Genomic DNA, 17060 nt, shown 5'->3' with positions numbered 1-17060 from the left:
GTACCAAGTTTCAGATATGGAAGATTGTGAGTTCCCAAGCACCGCCATTGCGCCAAATTGGCTGGAGTAGTTGCTAATTTGTGAGCAGTCTCTTTGGGAGTAAGTAATTTGCACATGCTGACATTCCTTTCAGGGATTTACCCTGTTTAGAAGCCTACCCAAATAAGGGCTGTCAACATTATCCACCAGAATAGGGGGTGCTATAGTTCGGCTATGTTTTGGTGTCTACCCGTTTGTCAGTAGCGCACCAGAACCCTACGCAATTAATTATAATGTAGTGTATATGAGAAAGTAAAGCTTTTGTTCTATGTTTGTTCTGTTTTATTATCCCCGCAACTGAACCACATTTGATTCGTCACCATCACTTTCTGACCGCTTATTTTCCTCTTTCTTGCTTACCTTAACTTGCTCCTCGATATAGTCCGCAACTTTGTTAATAGCCTCTCTCAAGGTTTCAACTTCCGTGTGGATATATCCAGCTGTTACATCGCTTGTCATAGTGTGGTTGGTCAACCTATCAATCATGGTCTTAGGTATCCCTACAGCCTCACAAATCGTTGTGAAGGTGTGTCGTGCCATATGGGGACTGAAGTGAAAACCAAGTTTCTTGTTCAAGGAAGCTATCTGCAACTTGGGTCTGCCATGGAATGAATCTCGCTTTATAGCTGGGAACATAAACGGTAATAACTCTTCCCCCTCTTCTAACCGCTCTACAGCGTCCCTCTTAAGTCTCTCAATCTCTGGCAGTAGAATTTTAGGGATAGGCAATTCATGATCTGTATGGTTTTTGGTATCTCTTTGCACAATCAAACCATTATCCAGATCCACATCACTCCACTGGATTTTATAAGTCTCTGTGATCCGAAACCCCATGAAAAGAAACATTTTGAATGCAACTCTGTGCATTGCTGGCTCTAGCTGATCAACAGCACTCAACCACTCGCCTAGTTGCTTTGGGCGAATTATGTCTGTCCTTCTACGCTCCTTGTGCCACAGCCTGCCGGCACTGAGAACAGCCACAGGGTTATGATTAATTGCTTTCTTAGTGATTGCGTAGTTCAGCACTGCCCTCAACGGTCTAAATGCGCCATTCGTTGCAGTCTTTCCCCTCTTGGTTAACTTCTTGTGCCTAGCCAGAACCATGCTCTCTGTAATCTGTGAAGCTGGTTTCTTCAACCATTCCTCAAAACCCCACTTTATTTTTCTCTTATAGTCAGTAACAGTAACTGACTCTAAAGCATGATCCTCAAGATACGAGTCAAGCAACTCCTGCAAAGTTTGAGTTTTAGCCCTTGATAACCTCTTCTCTTCAACAGGATCAATCCCCTTATTGAGATCAGACAGAATATCCTTGGCACGATTTCTGGCGTCGTCAACAGTGATGTCCGTGAAGTTTCCTATCGTCACCCTCTTGGTTGCACCTTTCGAGTCTTTCTTCACCACTGCAAAACTTTTATTACCCGTAGCAGACACCCTCAAGATTAGCTTTGGTTGCCCTTGGTCATGATAGACATCCCTTGCACCCTTCTTTTCTGGAGGCTGAATAGCCCTAACCCTAGATTGCGTGAAATTGAATTTATTCGCCATATTAGTCCTTCAAAACAGTAAAACACTGGTGAAATGATCATTATTTTCTGGGGCAACCTCGGGGCAACCTTGAAAATAGATATGAACTAATATAGGGTGATATACAGTGAATGTCAACATACCTTACATACATGCGGTTTCCGCATATATACACGACAATATACTGTTTTTACATGCGTGGTATATACAATGGAAAAGGAACTGTTAATCCTTGGGTCACAAGTTCGAGTCTTGTCGGGGGAGCCATATAAAAAGGAGTTACGATTAGCGTCGTAACTCCTTTTTTCTTTATCCAATATATAGCCACAAACATGTGGATATTAGAATAACCTGATGATGAGGACAGGTAAATATTGGCAGGTTCACAGCAAAACAATAAGTTACAAACAACTTTAACTTCTGGAAAATTTATTTATAGATTAACCTAAATTCAGCAGGTTACACCAATTTTATGATTTGAATTATTGTTCGATTTTGTAAGCCCATAAGACAATAAGCAGAAACCGGCTTCTCCACAATAGCTGTTGATAAAGTTGTAGATAACTTAATTTTTTCATGATTGCCTGAGGCCATTTACACGCACCAGCTGATTGCCTGTTTTTTAAGCACAGGCAGTTTCTTCAGCTGCCCGGCTGACCTTTTTTTGATCTTCCTTTTGATGGTCTCCCTCTGCGCTTTGCACCTTGCTGTTTTTTCTTCCCGCCCGTTTTATCACCCCTCCTCTTGCGCGGAGGCTGATTTCCACTGTCCTCTCCACCAATACGGGAGATTTCCAGTTTTTGCCCACATACCCAGGTTTTTCTCAGCTCACGGAATATATCCCTGGGCATTCCCTCTGGTAGATCTACAGTACTGTATTGCTCATGAATCTCAACCTTGCCAATATCTTCATTAAAGAGACCTGCTACATTAGCAATGGCACCAACAATATTATCCGCTTTTACCTCATGAGCAGACCCAACTGCCAGACGGAAACGTTCTCTACCTGCTTGAAGAGGCTCCCTTCTGCTGCTCTCACGACGTTGTTTTTTACCCCTTTCTACTCTGCTATCAGCCCTCTCTCTAGAGCGGCCCTCGTGACGACTTTTTTCATTACGTCTCTTCCTCTCCTGGTTTTTTACCAGAAGCGGGGTATCCCCCTGAAACATATTTGCTAAAGCCGCCGCAATCTCAAGTGCAGGGATATCATGCTCGATACGGTATGACTCGATGATTTTTCCGTAAAACTCAAGATCTTCCTCTTTGGCTATGGTGTCTGTGATACGTTGTTTGAATTTGGCGATACGACGATCATTTATTACTTCATTGCTTGGAAGATCCATCTGCTCGATCTTCTGTCTGGTTGCACGCTCAATTGCATGCAGCATTCGTTTCTCCCGTGGGGCAATAAAGAGAATAGCATCACCCTTGCGTCCGGCACGCCCAGTACGTCCAATCCGGTGCACGTATGACTCCGTGTCGTATGAGACATCATAATTTATAACGTGGCTAATTCGTGGCACATCAAGTCCACGAGCAGCAACATCTGTTGCAACCAGGATATCCAGTTTTCCACTCTTTAGCTTGTTGATTGTCTGCTCACGCAACTTTTGTGGAATATCACCATTGATTGCCTCGGCTGCAAACCCTCTTGCAGACAACTTCTCGGCTATCTCTGTAGTTATAATTTTGGTGCGCACAAAGATGATGATTCCATCAGTCTCCTCCACCTCAAGGATACGAGTCAGGGCATCCATTTTATGTAACCCACTCACCATCCAGTAACGTTGGCGCACACTCTCAACTGTTGTGGTCTTTCCCTTGATACTGACCAGTGCTGGATCTTTTAGATATTTCTTGGCAATACGGCTGATGGCATTTGGCATTGTTGCCGAGAACAGTGCTGTCTGGTGGTTTTCAGGAAGCTGCTCCAGAACCCACTCAACATCATCAATAAACCCCATGCGTAGCATCTCATCCGCCTCATCAAGAACCAGACACTGTAGAGAGTTTAGTTTTAGACTACCCCGACGCATGTGGTCCATAACTCTTCCTGGAGTACCCACTACAACATGCACACCACGATCAAGCGCCCGCAACTGCTGACGGTAATCCTGTCCACCATAGATGGGGACCACATGAAACCCCTTTAACTGCTGAGCATAACGCTGAAACGCCTCGGAGACCTGAATTGCCAACTCCCTTGTAGGAGCCAACACCAGAACCTGTGGTTTGCGAAGCTTTAAGTCGATCCGTGACAACAGTGGCAGCGCAAAGGCAGCTGTTTTACCGGTACCGGTCTGTGCCTGCCCAAGAATATCACGCCCCTCAAGCAGCGGTGGAATTGCCTCTGCCTGAATTGGTGATGGTGATTCATAACCAATCTCGGTAATGGCTTTCAGCACAGCGGGGCTGATGCCCAGCGCATCAAACGCAGGCAACTCTTTGGTTTTGAATGTCATGGCTAGCGCCTCAAGAATAGCAGGAAGCGCTTATATTACCACAATGCATCTTTACTCACCTCGAAACCAGCAACGCATAGACCAATCAAGGTTGATCAGCCGTTAACCTTCAGGAACAATCAAGACTGATCTGCCCATGAAAGCACGGGGAAAATCATCCAAAATCATCACATCCATAGTCGGTGACGGTGCAGAAACCCTGTTGAAGAGCGCCGACCTGGCCATGTACCGATCGAAGAAGCGGGGGCACAACGGCTACGCCTTCTATACCGAGGAGATTGATTAGAACAGCATGCGGTGCAGGAATCTGGAGAAGCATCTGGCCGACTAGACTCAGTCACTGGTCTGCAACAGATAGATGGTAAGAACAGACCATCTTGCAATGTGCCTTACTGATTGATCCTGAAAATACTCAATCGCCCCTGACAAATAGCGCAATGGATTCCACATGGGCGGTATGTGGAAACATATCCATCACCCCGGCAGAGACCAACCTGTAACCTTGATTGTTCACCAACTCATCTGCATCACGAGCCAGGGTTGCTGGATTGCAGGAGACATAGACGATCCGTTCAGGCTGGATATGACCCATCTTCTGCACAATCTCCAGTGCGCCACTTCGTGGGGGATCCAGCAGAACCTTGTTGTAACGATCATTCAACCAGATGCCACCAGTCTCTTCATCCTGAAGATCGACAGCAAAGAATTCCGCATTCTCGATATTGTTGCGCTCTGCATTTTCTCGCGCACGCTGCACCAATGCCTCATCCCCCTCCACCCCGACCACATGACCTGCTGTTTTCGCAATAGGCAGGGTAAAGTTGCCTAAACCACAAAACAGGTCAAGCACCTCGTCTTGATCAGTCAGCTGCAACATCTCAATTGCAAGCGGCACCATCTCCTGATTGATTGCACTATTTACCTGAGTAAAGTCGGTTGGTAGAAAACTGTAATCAAGATCAAAGCTGTTCAGGTGATAGCTAAGCTCCACCTCATGGTCCCGGTTTAGTGGAGTAACACTATCAGGCCCCTTGGGTTGCAGATAGATATTGAGATCATGCTCCTTTCCAAATTTATCCAGCCGTGAGAGGTCTGCCTCAGAGAGCTGCTCCAGGTTACGAAAAACCAACAGGGACTGGCTATCATCACAAGCGACCTCAATCTGGGCTATCTTGTTACACCCGTCCATGGAGGTAATCAACTCACGAAGATCACCAATCCTCTCCCCCACCTCTGGAACCAGAACACTGCATGAGTCCATAACAGTCAGATAGCCGCTCTGTTTCTCACGAAAACCTACCAGTGCACCACCCTTCTTTGGGACATAACGTACTCCGAGACGCGCTTTGCGACGATAGCCGTGGGATGGTCCAGTAAGTGGTGACAACACGGATTCTGGTGCCACCTTACCAAGGCGCGAGAAGTTATCCAGAAGAGTCTGTTGTTTAAAGTTAATCTGTGCACCAGGCTCCATCTGCTGCAGAGAACAGCCGCCGCATCCATAAAAATGTGGGCATGGCGGCTCAACCCTGTCAGGTGATGATGTCAGCACCTCAAGCAGTGTTCCTGAATCAAAACTCCTGCGTCGGCCAGTCAGCCGGTAGCGCACCTCTTCACCAGGCAGGGTACCCGGAATAAAGACCACCTTCCCATCAGTATGGGTGATCCCCTTCCCGTCATGGGCAAGGGATTCAATAGTTGCCTGAACAGGCTCCTGGGGTAATGGTTTACGGCGTCTTCTGCCCATAAGGTAACTCTCGAGAAATTTTAAGCGCGAGAGTATATCACCAGCGAACAGTAACCCGGGATCTTAATCCCAGCCCTGAGTACAGTCCAGATTAACCCAAACCTGTTTCAACCCGGGAATGCCATCTTCCAACATAATGGTAAGTGGTGGACGCTTACTGAGATATTTATTGGTATGACGCAACCAGATGGCGCCACCTGCTCTGCTTCTTGGGAAATTATGAAACAGTGCATCACCAATTCCAATAAGGTGACGAACACGTTGCAACACACTCTGTTCATCCGGAATCGGTGTGCCATGCATGAACTGGGTAAGCATACGCTCCTTACCGTCAACCCCCAGCAGTCTCATCTGCTCTTTTTTGCCTATATCCCACTCTTTAAACAGGGACATAACACGACGTGCCAGAAGAACACGCGCTTCAAAATTGAACTCCAGATCTGCCTCATCACCCTGATTCATCCCACAATCCTATTCCATACTAATTTACTCAGGATTGTACAGGAAAACTACTCAGAAGGGAAAACTCCAGTAGATAGATAACGATCACCACGATCACAGATTATGGTCACAATGGTTGCATTTTTCACCTTGCATGAAAGCTCCAGTGCAGCCGCAACAGCCCCGCCTGACGAGATGCCACAGAAGACCCCCTCCTCAGCAGCCAGACGACGGGTCATCTCTTCGGCCGCATCCTGCGAGACATCAATAAGGCTATCCACTCGTGAGGCATCATAGATCTTTGGCAGATACTCTTCCGGCCAACGACGTATCCCGGGTATGCTTGATCCCTCTTGAGGCTGTACCCCAACAATCTGTACCGCAGAACTCTGCTTCTTCAAGTAGCGTGAAGTGCCCATAATGGTTCCAGTAGTCCCCATGGCACTCACAAAGTGAGTAACCTCACCGTCTGTATCACGCCAAATCTCCGGACCAGTCCCCTCATAGTGAGACAACGGATTATCCTGATTTGAGAATTGATCGAGAATCTTTCCTCTACCTTCTGCCTCCAGCTCTCGTGACTTGTCGATAGCTGCCTCCATACTACCCTCTGCCGGTGTCAGCACCAGCTCGGCGCCATATGCCTTCATTGATGATCTACGCTCAATGCTCATATGTTCCGGCATTACCAGGATCATCTTGTATCCCATGATTGCAGCAGCCATCGCCAGAGCAATGCCGGTATTACCACTGGTTGCCTCAATCAAGGTGTCGCCAGGCTTAATTTCATCGCGATCCTCGGCATGTTTGATCATGCTCAACGCAGGACGATCCTTGACTGAACCAGCAGGGTTGTTGCCTTCTAGCTTGATCAGAATTGTATTGTTACGTTGTCTGCTCTCTTCACCAGGAATACGCAAGAGCTGAACCATTGGCGTATTTCCTACTAGAGACTGCATCGTTTGGTACTTCATTCCTTCTCCATTATTACAAAGGCAACTGCATGTTCATGTTCATCAGAGATAGATATATGGGTAGCTGTGACCCCAAGCTGCCGCTGCTCCAGCTCTGCTCCACCAGACAGCAGTAACTCCGGCTTGCCCTTCTCTGTGTGGGTTACCTCAATATCCTGCAGTTTAATCCCGTCTCTAAACCCGGTCCCCAGAGCCTTGGCTGTCGCCTCTTTTGCGGCAAATCGTTTTGCCAAAAAATGTGCCTGAACCCTTTCCCCACACTGTTGAAATTCCAGCACCTCATCTTTTGAGAGAATTTTTTCAGCAAAACGATCCCCATGACGTTCCAGACTATCTCTGATGCGCTTCACATCAACCAGATCTGTCCCAATCCCGAGAATCATAAACTAGTTGCTACGTGCCTCAATCATGAGTCGCTTCATCTCTCTAACGGACTCCTCCAGCCCCTTGCCCAATACGGCATGGGCAACAATGGAGTGGCCAATATTTAACTCTACAATTTCCGGCAGTGCTGCAATTGACTGGACATTCTGGTAGTGAAGTCCATGACCTGCATTAGGCTGAATCCCTAGCTCCTTGGCAAAAATCACAGCTTCACGAATTCGCTCAAACTCCTCATCCTTCTCCCTCTGCTCCGTTGCATCGGCAAAGCGACCTGTATGGATCTCACAGACAGGAGCGCCAATCTCGGCAACCGCCTCAATCTGACGAGGATCAGGGTCGATAAATGGAGAGACCATGACACCTGCTGCGGCAAGTCGAGCCGCTGCATCCCTCATCTTCTCGATCTGTCCAGCTACATCCAGTCCACCCTCTGTTGTCAGCTCCTCTCGTTTTTCCGGGACCAGACAGCAGTCGGCAGGCCTGAATTCTTCGGCAATTGATATCATCTCCTCAGTCACTGCCATCTCCAGATTGATTTTAGTTTTGACGTGAGCAGCAACCTCTTCAAGATCACGGTCCTGAATATGGCGACGATCCTCACGCAGATGCATGGTAATCCCGTCTGCTCCTCCCCTTTCTGCCATAATTGCAGCCTCCATCACACTTGGATAGAGCGTCCCTCTAGCCTGTCGAAGGGTGGCAACATGATCAATATTTACCCCAAGCAGCAGGGTATTTTCATTACTCAATTCAGTGCTCCATATTGTGCTATCAATTTTCGACTCTCCAGCATATCGTTTGGCAGATGGTAATCAATTGCACTGCGTAGAAGATATTTGGCCTCCTGCATAACCCTCTTCTCAACCTTGCTCTCAGTCGTACGTAGCCACTCCAGGGTCTTTCCCATAACGGTCACAGCTTTTTCGTTAGAGGAAGAGAACGGCATCATTCCCTCTTCAGGGTGGTAACTATAGACCTGATCGGAGTGAATAGGTACACCTGCACAATCTATCTGCAAGTCAAAACCAAAACCTACAGCATTCAACAGCTGCACCTCAAAAGCACGCAATAGACACGCCTCATCACCACCACTATCCAGTGAGTGCAACAGCTCCCCATACTGTTCAAACAGTTTTACGTGGGGGTCGCCTCTATGAAGCAGACGTACCAGTAATTCATTAGCATACAACCCGCACAGTGTTCTTCTACCTTGCAATGAATATGATCGCCCCACAACCTCTGTACGATTCAAGGTATAAAGTTCACCTCGCCCACTCCAGGAGACCTGCAGCAGCGCAAACGGCTGCAGCTGTACAGAGAGTGGTGATCTACCTCTAGCCCCCCCACGTGTTGCCCCTCTGGCTACCACACTTACCCTGCCCTCATCATCTGTAAAAAGGTCAATAATTTGACTAGTATTACGAAAAGGTCGGGCATGCAATACAAACGCACGATGAAATTTATCTCGTGAGTTTCTGCTGGCCTCAGCCATCCTCTCTATACCCCAAACTATGCAGAGCACGATCATCATCTGACCAACCAGCTCTTACCTTGACCCATAGCTGTAGAAATATCTTTCTTCCCAACAACTCCTCCAACTCCTCTCTCGCCTCTTTGCCAACTGTACGTAGGCGTGCCCCCTTCTTGCCTATCACAATTCCTTTCTGTCCAGAACGCTCCACCCAGATAACAGCAGAGATATCGGTTAACTTGCCTGACTCCTTAAACTGTTCAATCTCTACTGTAAGTGCGTATGGCAACTCCTGACCAAGCTGTCGAGTCAGTTTTTCACGAATTCTCTCTGCCACCAGGAAGCGCTCACTACGATCAGTGATCTGATCTTCGTCATACAGATGAACCCCCTCAGGAAGCAGTGACTCCAGCCTATCTTCCAGCTGATCAACCCCCTTACCCTTTAGTGCAGAGAGCGGAACAATAGCGTCGAAAGAGGCTTTTTTTGAGAGTTGCTCTATAAGTGGCAACAACTTCTCCTTGTCACCAATCTGATCAATCTTATTGACCACTGCCACAAGTGGACAGTGTTGCTGCTTTAACAGCTCAACAACCGCATCATCTTCCTCACTCCACTTGCCTCCATCAACCACAAAAACCACCACATCCACATTATCCATACTACCTGCTGCAGCACGATTCAGGTAACGATTCATCGCTGTCTCTGCATTGGAGTGAATTCCTGGTGTATCCACATAGGTAAACTGAGAGCCTCCAACAGTCTTTATTCCCAACAGTCGATGACGGGTAGTCTGCGGTTTACGTGATGTTATGCTCAGTTTCTCCCCGAGAATTCGGTTCATCAATGTAGACTTGCCCACATTAGGCCGTCCAACAATTGCTATCACACCGCTTTTGTTAATTTGAGCATCAATTTTGCTCACCCGGTTTTCTCCAATTTTGCTATTGCCAGTGCTGCAGCCTCTTGCTCAGCCTTTCTTCTGCTGCCACCTTCGCCCTGAGTAACCACATCCACATCATCAACTCGGCAGGTTATTATGAAGGTTTGAAGATGCCCTTCACCCTTGACTTTAACCACCTCATAATTTGGTAACGGATGTTTACGTGCCTGCAGCCACTCTTGAAGTCTGGTCTTGGGATCTTTCAGTTCTGTCAGTGGGGGCAAATTGTTGATACGTTGCTCAAACAGATTCTTTAGCCACTCCTCGCAAACGGCAAAACCACTATCCAGATAGATGGCACCAATAATTGCCTCTACAGCATCTGCAAGAATTGAGTCACGACGAAATCCACCACTTTTCAACTCACCCTGCCCCAGCAAAAGAGCATCCCCAATCTCAAACTCTCTGGCAATCTCCGCGAGACTCTCTCCTCGCACCAGACGCGCTCTCAACCTGCTGAGATCCCCCTCGGGAACATCGGGATAGTGGTGGTAGAGCATGTCGCTCACTACAAAACCAAGAATAGAGTCCCCCAGGAACTCAAGACGTTCATTATTCTGATTTCCCATACTGCGATGGGTAACTGCCTGACGCAACAGAGCAGGATTCTGAAACGTGTGGTTCAGTCGCTGTTCAAGTTGTTCCAATGGGGTGTGCGGCATCTATTCTTGGCCCGGACTACTCTATCGAACCAATTCGATTCCAGCTGATTCCATCTCCACAACTGAAATCCCAACTCATCCAGACAGCAACTGCCTTACCAACAATATTTTCCTCTGGCACAAACCCCCAGTAACGACCATCACGACTATTGTCACGATTGTCCCCCAACATGAAGTAGCTGCCTTCTGGGACCACCCACTCTCCCTCTGCTCGTGAGGAGCGTTGAGGAATAGTCAGAATCTCATGATCACTATCCGGGGTTTGTTCTCTAAAGCGCAGAGAGTTTATGGTATGGCACCTATTATTCATCCAGAGATGGGAACCATGCTTTGTTATATTGGCTGGCTTGCCATTAACAGAGAGCCTCTTGTTTCTATATTCAATCCTGTCCCCAGGAACACCGACCACACGCTTGATATAGTCCACACTTGGATCTTCCGGGTAGCGGAAGACCATGATATCTCCCCGCTGAGGCTCACCCACCTCAAGAATTTTGGTATCCACTACCGGCAGGCGCAATCCATAGGCAAATTTATTTACCAGGATAAAATCTCCCACAACCAGAGTAGGACGCATTGAGCTGGAGGGAATCCTGAAAGGCTCAAATATAAATGAGCGCAATATCAAAACAATCAAAATAACCGGGAAGAAGGAACGCGCATATTCCACCAAAATTGGTATATCTCTTCCCTGACGTTTTTCCGCCCAGAATTTTGCATCCAGCAACCAGATCCCACCGGTTACCATTAATGCAATCACCAAAATTCCTGAAAAATCGAGATGCATACTCCCCTCCTATTTCTTACTGGTCTGTAATACTGCCATGAATGCCTCTTGGGGAATATCCACCTTGCCCACTCTCTTCATTCTCTTCTTTCCCTCTTTCTGCTTTTCAAGCAGTTTCTTTTTTCTTGTAATATCACCACCATAGCATTTAGCGGTAACATTTTTTCGCAATGCCTTAACAGTAGTTCTGGAGATAATCTTGGCGCCAATGGTGGCCTGAATTGCCACATCAAACATCTGCCGCGGGATGATCTCCTTCATTTTGTCAGCCAGCAAGCGTCCTCTCGAAATTGATGCATCTCGGTGTACAATCATTGACAGTGCATCCATCTTGTCACCATTGATAAGCAGATCAACCTTGACCAGATCAGCAACCTGAAACGCCTTGAAATAGTAGTCCATTGAGGCAAATCCACGGCTCACTGATTTGAGTCGATCAAAGAAATCAACCAACACCTCGGATAACGGAAGCTCATAGGTAATAGATACCTGTCGCCCCATATACTGCATATCCTTCTGCACCCCACGCTTCTCTATACATAATCCTATCACCGCTCCAACATAATCCTGAGGGACCAGAATATTGGAGACAATTACCGGCTCACGAATCTCACTTATCTTGTTAACCACAGGAAGATCAGCGGGGTTATCAATATGGATAATCTCACCATCACTCTTCTCAATCTCATAGACTACTGTGGGCGCTGTAGTAACGAGATTGAGACCATATTCACGCTCCAGACGCTCCTGAATAATCTCCATATGAAGCATACCGAGAAAACCAATACGGAATCCAAAACCTAGTGCTGGCGACACCTCCGGCTCATACTCCAGTGCTGCATCATTAAGACGAAGTTTGGCCAGAGCATCACGAAAATCCTCATAGTCATCAGTATCAACCGTATACATCCCGGCAAATACCTGTGGCTTAACCTCCTGAAATCCAGGCAGTGACTCTTCAACCGGATCTCCCGCATTGGTCAAGGTGTCACCAACAGGTGCCCCATCAATCTGCTTGATTCCAGCAATAATATATCCCACCTCGCCCGCTACCAGCTCATCCTTCGAAGTACGCTTTGGGGTAAAAATACCAACCTGGTCAACCAGATGGCTATTTCCGGTAGACATTACCTTCATCTTCATCCGCTTGCGGATTCTACCATTCACAACCCGCACCAATGAGACTACACCAAGATAGTTATCGAACCATGAGTCAATAATCAGCGCCTGTAGCTTGCCGTCAGGGTCTCCCTGTGGAGCAGGAATTAGCTCAACAATCTCCTCCAGAAGTTCATCAACTCCCAATCCCGTCTTTGCACTTACCCGTTTGGCATCTGCAGCATCAATGCCAACAATCTCTTCAATCTCCTCAATAACCCGTTCCGGATCTGCCGAAGGGAGATCAATCTTGTTTAGAACCGGAAGCACCTCAAGACCAAGGTCAATTGCGGTATAACAGTTGGCAACTGTCTGTGCCTCAACACCTTGAGCCGCATCCACCACAAGTAGTGCGCCCTCACAAGCTGCCAGAGAGCGTGATACTTCATAACTGAAATCAACATGTCCTGGAGTATCGATAAAATTCAGCAGATAAATCTTTCCATCACTGGCCTTGTACTCCAAAGAGACGCTCTGCGCCTTGATAGTAATCCCCCTCTCTTTCTCGATATCCATCGAGTCAAGCACCTGTGCAGACATCTCACGATCAGAGAGGCCACCACAGACCTGAATGAAGCGGTCGGCAATAGTTGATTTGCCGTGGTCTATATGGGCAATAATAGAAAAATTTCTGATCTGCGAGAGGTCGTACACTACTTGTTCCGTCAATTAAAAAAATGACTCCAACTGGAGTCATTTTCTAGTCATTTACCCAGACATTCCCTGAGCCGTTTTTCATCCAGGAAATAATGACAGATTTCTTCTGATTGCTCCAGCAGAACCGGCACTTTTGTCCCATATTGTGACTCCAGCTCCGGAACATTATTTATGACGATACGCTCCACCTTAAAACGGTCACGTAGTGGATGATGGGTCAGTAGCTCCTCCATATCATCACAGAGATGACACCCCTGCCGAACCATCAACTTGAGCTCTCTCTTAATCTGGCATCCTCAAGGCAAGAAAGATGGGTCCTTTTTCACGAACAACATAGACAGGAACACCTTTACCATCCGGCAGACGATCAAGAATCTGGAGCAGATGATCTACTCCCTCAATCACCACATAGTTGATTCGACTGATCACATCTCCTGCCTGCAGACCATAACGATCCGCAACGCTTCCAGCCTCAACCTGTTTAACAAAGACTCCGCCAGAGTGGATGGAGCGGCTCTCTCGAACCTCCTCAGGAATACTCTCCAACGTCATCCCCAGTCTCTCCATGGTAGCCTTCTCTACCTGCTTATCACTGTTTTGTGGCTCGACTGATGCTAACTCATCATCTGATGGGAGCTCACCAATCACCACCTGAACAACCATCTCTCGCCCCTCACGAATAATCTTTACCGGAACAGGATGACCAACAGGTGTTCTTCCAACAATTGGTGGCAGATGAGAGTTACTCTCCACAAAGTGTCCATTGAACTCTGTAATAACATCACCAACCTGGAGATCAGAATGAGAGGCAGGGCTATCTTTCAACACCTCAGCAACCAATGCCCCAACCGGACGATCCATTCCAAAAGAGTCAGCCAGGTCACTGGTAACTGACTGAATCAGTACCCCAAGCCAACCGCGGCTGACGTGACCACCATTCTTGACCTGCTTGACGACATCCATCGCAACCTCAATGGGTATAGCGAAAGAGAGCCCCATGTACCCCCCTGACTTGCTGAATATGATGGAATTTACTCCAACCACCTCACCATCAAGGTTAAAGAGCGGACCGCCTGAGTTTCCTGGATTGATCGCTACATCAGTCTGAATAAATGGAACATAGTTGAATCTGTTATCACCCTCAGAGATATTTCTCGCCTTGGCGCTGACAATGCCTGCTGTTGCTGACATCTCGAAACCAAAAGGAGAGCCAATTGCCAGTACCCACTCACCAATTTCAAGATCCTTGCTAGTGCCGGTCTTAACAATTGGCAAGCCACTAGCATCAATTTTGATCAGGGCAATATCTGATCTTTTATCTGATCCAACCACATCTGCCTTGAACTCCCTGTGGTCAAATAGACGAACATTAATCTCATCAGCATCTTCAACCACATGGTGGTTGGTAAGAATATAACCGTCCTCTGTCAAAATACTTCCGGACCCCTGAGCCTGGGTCTCAAACTCACGTGGTTCTGGACGGGGAACAGGTCCTCGAGGCCCCATCCCTCTATCCTCAAAGAATCTGCGGAAGAACTCTGGCAGCTCCTCATAAGGCAGGTCATCAGGCCCCTGAGAGAATGGCCCCATCCCGGGGATTGATGGCATTTTTCTCTTCTGGGTTACGCTAATACTTACTACTGCCGGCATCTGCTCCTTTACCAGCCGGGTAAAATCTGGGAGAGCGGCAACCTCTGCCGCCATCCCCCCAACCGGCAACAGTAGCAACACCACAAACAACCTGACCCAAACTGCCTTTTTACACCCTTTGCACCATCCCATCATTTTCATATATTCCTTTAGATAGTCAACATATTTAACTGTTTTATTTAATCTTATTGTTAATCCATAGTCACAAAATATTGCGCTTTAACTTCTGTTATCACTGGAACCATCTCCTGTTGCTCAAACCATCCTTTACTCTTCATCCATAGAACCACAGCATAAGCCCCAGCAGCCCCAGCCACAACTGTTACCCACTCCTGAACAGAACCAAACCAGTTAGCCATCACCCACTGCCCAATCAATGCAAACAGAAAAAGGGCCAATAGTGGAATCATGTAGAGCAGAACAGCCCCTTTCATCAGACTATTTTCCGAGATAGCAATAATAACCTGCTCCCCAATTTTTGCATGAAGAGGATTCTCTACCTGCACTCTGAATGGTCTGTTCCCCAAGACCTTGGAAAATGTTGCCGTACCGCAGCCTGATGATGACTCGCAACTACCACAAGAGCTCTGTCGAGTGGTTTCAACCCACGCCTTATCACCATCAACTGCCACTACGGTTGCCATCTCCTTAACCACTTTCAGCCTCCAGCGATATTGCCACCCTCTTCACTATATCAATTGGCATCTCACCAAGAACTGTAATCCTGTATCCCAACACAGAGTGGCTATAAATATTCAACGGCCGTCCATTGCTCTCCATCTGGCGTTCTGTAACCGGCTGCCCACGTGCGGAATCAGATTTTTCGATAAAGAGAGAGAACACATTCTCACCATCACTAAGAATCAACTGATTAACTACACCACCAAATTCGGGGATACTGTGCTCAACCACATCGATTTTATGAAATCCGTTTGGCAACCAACCAAGCCTCCATCCGACAATCCTCTTTACCACCTGTTGTGATGCCCCAGCTCTTCCATTAAGGGATGGTGCAGTAGAGACAAGTGCAGCCCGCTGCTGTGCAGAATGTCTATTCTCATCATGACGAACCATATATGAACGAACACGAGCAGAACGCTCCAACGGATTAATCCAGCGCTCAACCCACCTGCCATCCACCTCAACCCACTCCGTAGCTACGGAGGCATCCTTCTCATTTGCTGAATACGGAACAATCTGGAGGCCCATCTGCTGAATCACCAGAAAACTGACTGTAGCAAGAGATGCTGCCAGTGCCAATGGGACCCACGCCTTGCGTCTACCAGAGACTGAAGCAGAGACCGAATCGGAAGTGGGTGCTGGCGCAAGAATAGCGGCCTCTTTCTCTATCGCTTCTGCCACACGATCTGCAACACCTCCTCTCTCTGCTGACGCCACATATGAACTTCCATTTTCGAACAGCAACTGTCTTGCCAAATGGTGATTTTTCCACTGTTGACGTAGCTGTGGGTTCCTCTCGACCTGCAAAAGCAGCTGCTTTACCTCATCTTCAGAGAGATCCCCATCCATCAATCGAGAGAGTTGCTCTCCTGCAGTCCTGTCATGATTCATCAATACTCTCCCAGCTCTTGCAATTGCTGACTAATAGCCTCACGTGCACGGAAAATTCTGGAACGGACGGTACCGATCGGGCAATCCATAATCTCCGCAATCTCATCGTAACTCATACCTTCAAGCTCTCGTAATGTAATTGCCATCTTCAGATCTGCAGACAAATTCTCCAGCGCAAGCACAAGCGTCTGTTGAAGTTCATCTCTTAATAACTCACTTTCCGGCGTTGCTTTCTCCGTCAGACCCTCACCCTGCAACAAAAGTTCCGCATCCTCCGCATCCAGGTCAGTTGCTGGTGGTCTTCTCCCTTTTGCCGTCAGATGGTTTTTTGCTGTATTGACAGCAATTCGGTAGAGCCAGGTATAGAAGGCACTATCTCCACGAAAATTTGCCAGGGCACGATAGGCACGGATGAACGCATCCTGAGCCACATCCTCTGATTCGGCATGATCCTTTACAAACCGCCTTACCAGCGAAATCACCTTATGCTGGTATTTCAGAACAAGAAGATCAAACGCTCGCTTGTCACCCTTTTGAACTTGCTCCACCAATAGCTGGTCGACATCCCGCTGCTCCAAAGGTACTC

General features: G+C 47.5%; 18 protein-coding genes. 1 reads left to right on the top strand and 17 read right to left on the bottom strand.

Annotated elements, in window-relative coordinates:
- Positions 1-324: 324 nt before the first annotated feature.
- Positions 325-1587, bottom strand: coding sequence for an integrase family protein (locus H8D24_06355; GenBank protein MBC8520009.1), 1263 nt, complete (start codon positions 1585-1587; stop codon positions 325-327).
- A 620-nt stretch (positions 1588-2207) separates the two neighbouring features.
- Complete coding sequence (locus H8D24_06350; protein MBC8520008.1) at positions 2208-4028, bottom strand: DEAD/DEAH box helicase; 1821 nt, start codon at positions 4026-4028, stop codon at positions 2208-2210.
- A gap of 136 nt (positions 4029-4164) precedes the next feature.
- On the opposite strand from H8D24_06350, the gene H8D24_06345 reads away from it, so the two are divergent.
- Positions 4165-4314 (top strand): GGDEF domain-containing protein, encoded by a 150-nt coding sequence (locus tag H8D24_06345; GenBank protein MBC8520007.1) that lies wholly within the window; start codon positions 4165-4167, stop codon positions 4312-4314.
- 126 nt (positions 4315-4440) lie between these two features.
- Here H8D24_06345 and rlmD read toward each other — a convergent pair whose 3' ends face one another.
- The 15 genes from rlmD to rpoE form a co-directional block, all read right to left on the bottom strand.
- Positions 4441-5775, bottom strand: coding sequence for a 23S rRNA (uracil(1939)-C(5))-methyltransferase RlmD (rlmD, locus tag H8D24_06340; protein ID MBC8520006.1), 1335 nt, complete (start codon positions 5773-5775; stop codon positions 4441-4443).
- Between the two features lie 63 nt (positions 5776-5838).
- Positions 5839-6237: a hypothetical protein gene (locus H8D24_06335; GenBank protein MBC8520005.1), complete on the bottom strand. Its 399-nt coding sequence runs from the start codon at positions 6235-6237 to the stop codon at positions 5839-5841.
- Between the two features lie 47 nt (positions 6238-6284).
- A complete protein-coding gene (cysM, locus tag H8D24_06330) occupies positions 6285-7190 on the bottom strand; it encodes a cysteine synthase CysM (protein MBC8520004.1) in 906 nt (301 codons plus the stop codon).
- Complete coding sequence (locus H8D24_06325; protein ID MBC8520003.1) at positions 7187-7573, bottom strand: holo-ACP synthase; 387 nt, start codon at positions 7571-7573, stop codon at positions 7187-7189. Before H8D24_06325 ends, cysM begins: the two co-directional genes overlap by 4 nt.
- Before the next feature lie 3 nt (positions 7574-7576).
- Entirely contained in the window at positions 7577-8323 is a 747-nt protein-coding gene (gene pdxJ / locus H8D24_06320; GenBank protein MBC8520002.1) for a pyridoxine 5'-phosphate synthase, read from the bottom strand.
- Positions 8320-9066, bottom strand: a complete 747-nt coding sequence (gene recO / locus H8D24_06315) for a DNA repair protein RecO (protein MBC8520001.1) — start codon at positions 9064-9066, stop codon at positions 8320-8322. Before recO ends, pdxJ begins: the two co-directional genes overlap by 4 nt.
- Complete coding sequence (era, locus tag H8D24_06310; protein MBC8520000.1) at positions 9059-9961, bottom strand: GTPase Era; 903 nt, start codon at positions 9959-9961, stop codon at positions 9059-9061. The genes recO and era overlap by 8 nt, the downstream gene beginning before the upstream one ends.
- A 5-nt stretch (positions 9962-9966) precedes the next feature.
- Positions 9967-10650 (bottom strand): ribonuclease III, encoded by a 684-nt coding sequence (gene rnc, locus H8D24_06305; protein MBC8519999.1) that lies wholly within the window; start codon positions 10648-10650, stop codon positions 9967-9969.
- A gap of 16 nt (positions 10651-10666) precedes the next feature.
- Positions 10667-11437 carry a signal peptidase I gene (lepB, locus tag H8D24_06300; protein MBC8519998.1) on the bottom strand — a complete coding sequence of 257 codons (771 nt, stop codon included), beginning with the start codon at positions 11435-11437 and terminating at the stop codon, positions 10667-10669.
- Positions 11438-11446: 9 nt separating this feature from the next.
- Positions 11447-13249 (bottom strand): elongation factor 4, encoded by a 1803-nt coding sequence (gene lepA / locus H8D24_06295; protein MBC8519997.1) that lies wholly within the window; start codon positions 13247-13249, stop codon positions 11447-11449.
- A gap of 50 nt (positions 13250-13299) precedes the next feature.
- A complete protein-coding gene (locus tag H8D24_06290) occupies positions 13300-13518 on the bottom strand; it encodes a glutaredoxin family protein (protein ID MBC8519996.1) in 219 nt (72 codons plus the stop codon).
- 16 nt (positions 13519-13534) lie between these two features.
- A complete protein-coding gene (locus H8D24_06285) occupies positions 13535-15034 on the bottom strand; it encodes a Do family serine endopeptidase (GenBank protein ID MBC8519995.1) in 1500 nt (499 codons plus the stop codon).
- 59 nt (positions 15035-15093) lie between these two features.
- Positions 15094-15558: a SoxR reducing system RseC family protein gene (locus H8D24_06280; protein ID MBC8519994.1), complete on the bottom strand. Its 465-nt coding sequence runs from the start codon at positions 15556-15558 to the stop codon at positions 15094-15096.
- The gene (locus H8D24_06275) at positions 15551-16474 is read right to left on the bottom strand and encodes a MucB/RseB C-terminal domain-containing protein (GenBank protein ID MBC8519993.1); all 924 of its coding nucleotides are present in this window, start codon (positions 16472-16474) and stop codon (positions 15551-15553) included. Before H8D24_06275 ends, H8D24_06280 begins: the two co-directional genes overlap by 8 nt.
- Positions 16474-17052, bottom strand: a complete 579-nt coding sequence (rpoE, locus tag H8D24_06270; protein MBC8519992.1) for an RNA polymerase sigma factor RpoE — start codon at positions 17050-17052, stop codon at positions 16474-16476. Before rpoE ends, H8D24_06275 begins: the two co-directional genes overlap by 1 nt.
- Positions 17053-17060: the final 8 nt, after the last annotated feature.

The sequence above is a fragment of the Candidatus Thiopontia autotrophica genome (assembly GCA_014384675.1).
GTDB lineage: Bacteria > Pseudomonadota > Gammaproteobacteria.
This window is presented reverse-complemented; position numbering and strand designations above follow the sequence as displayed.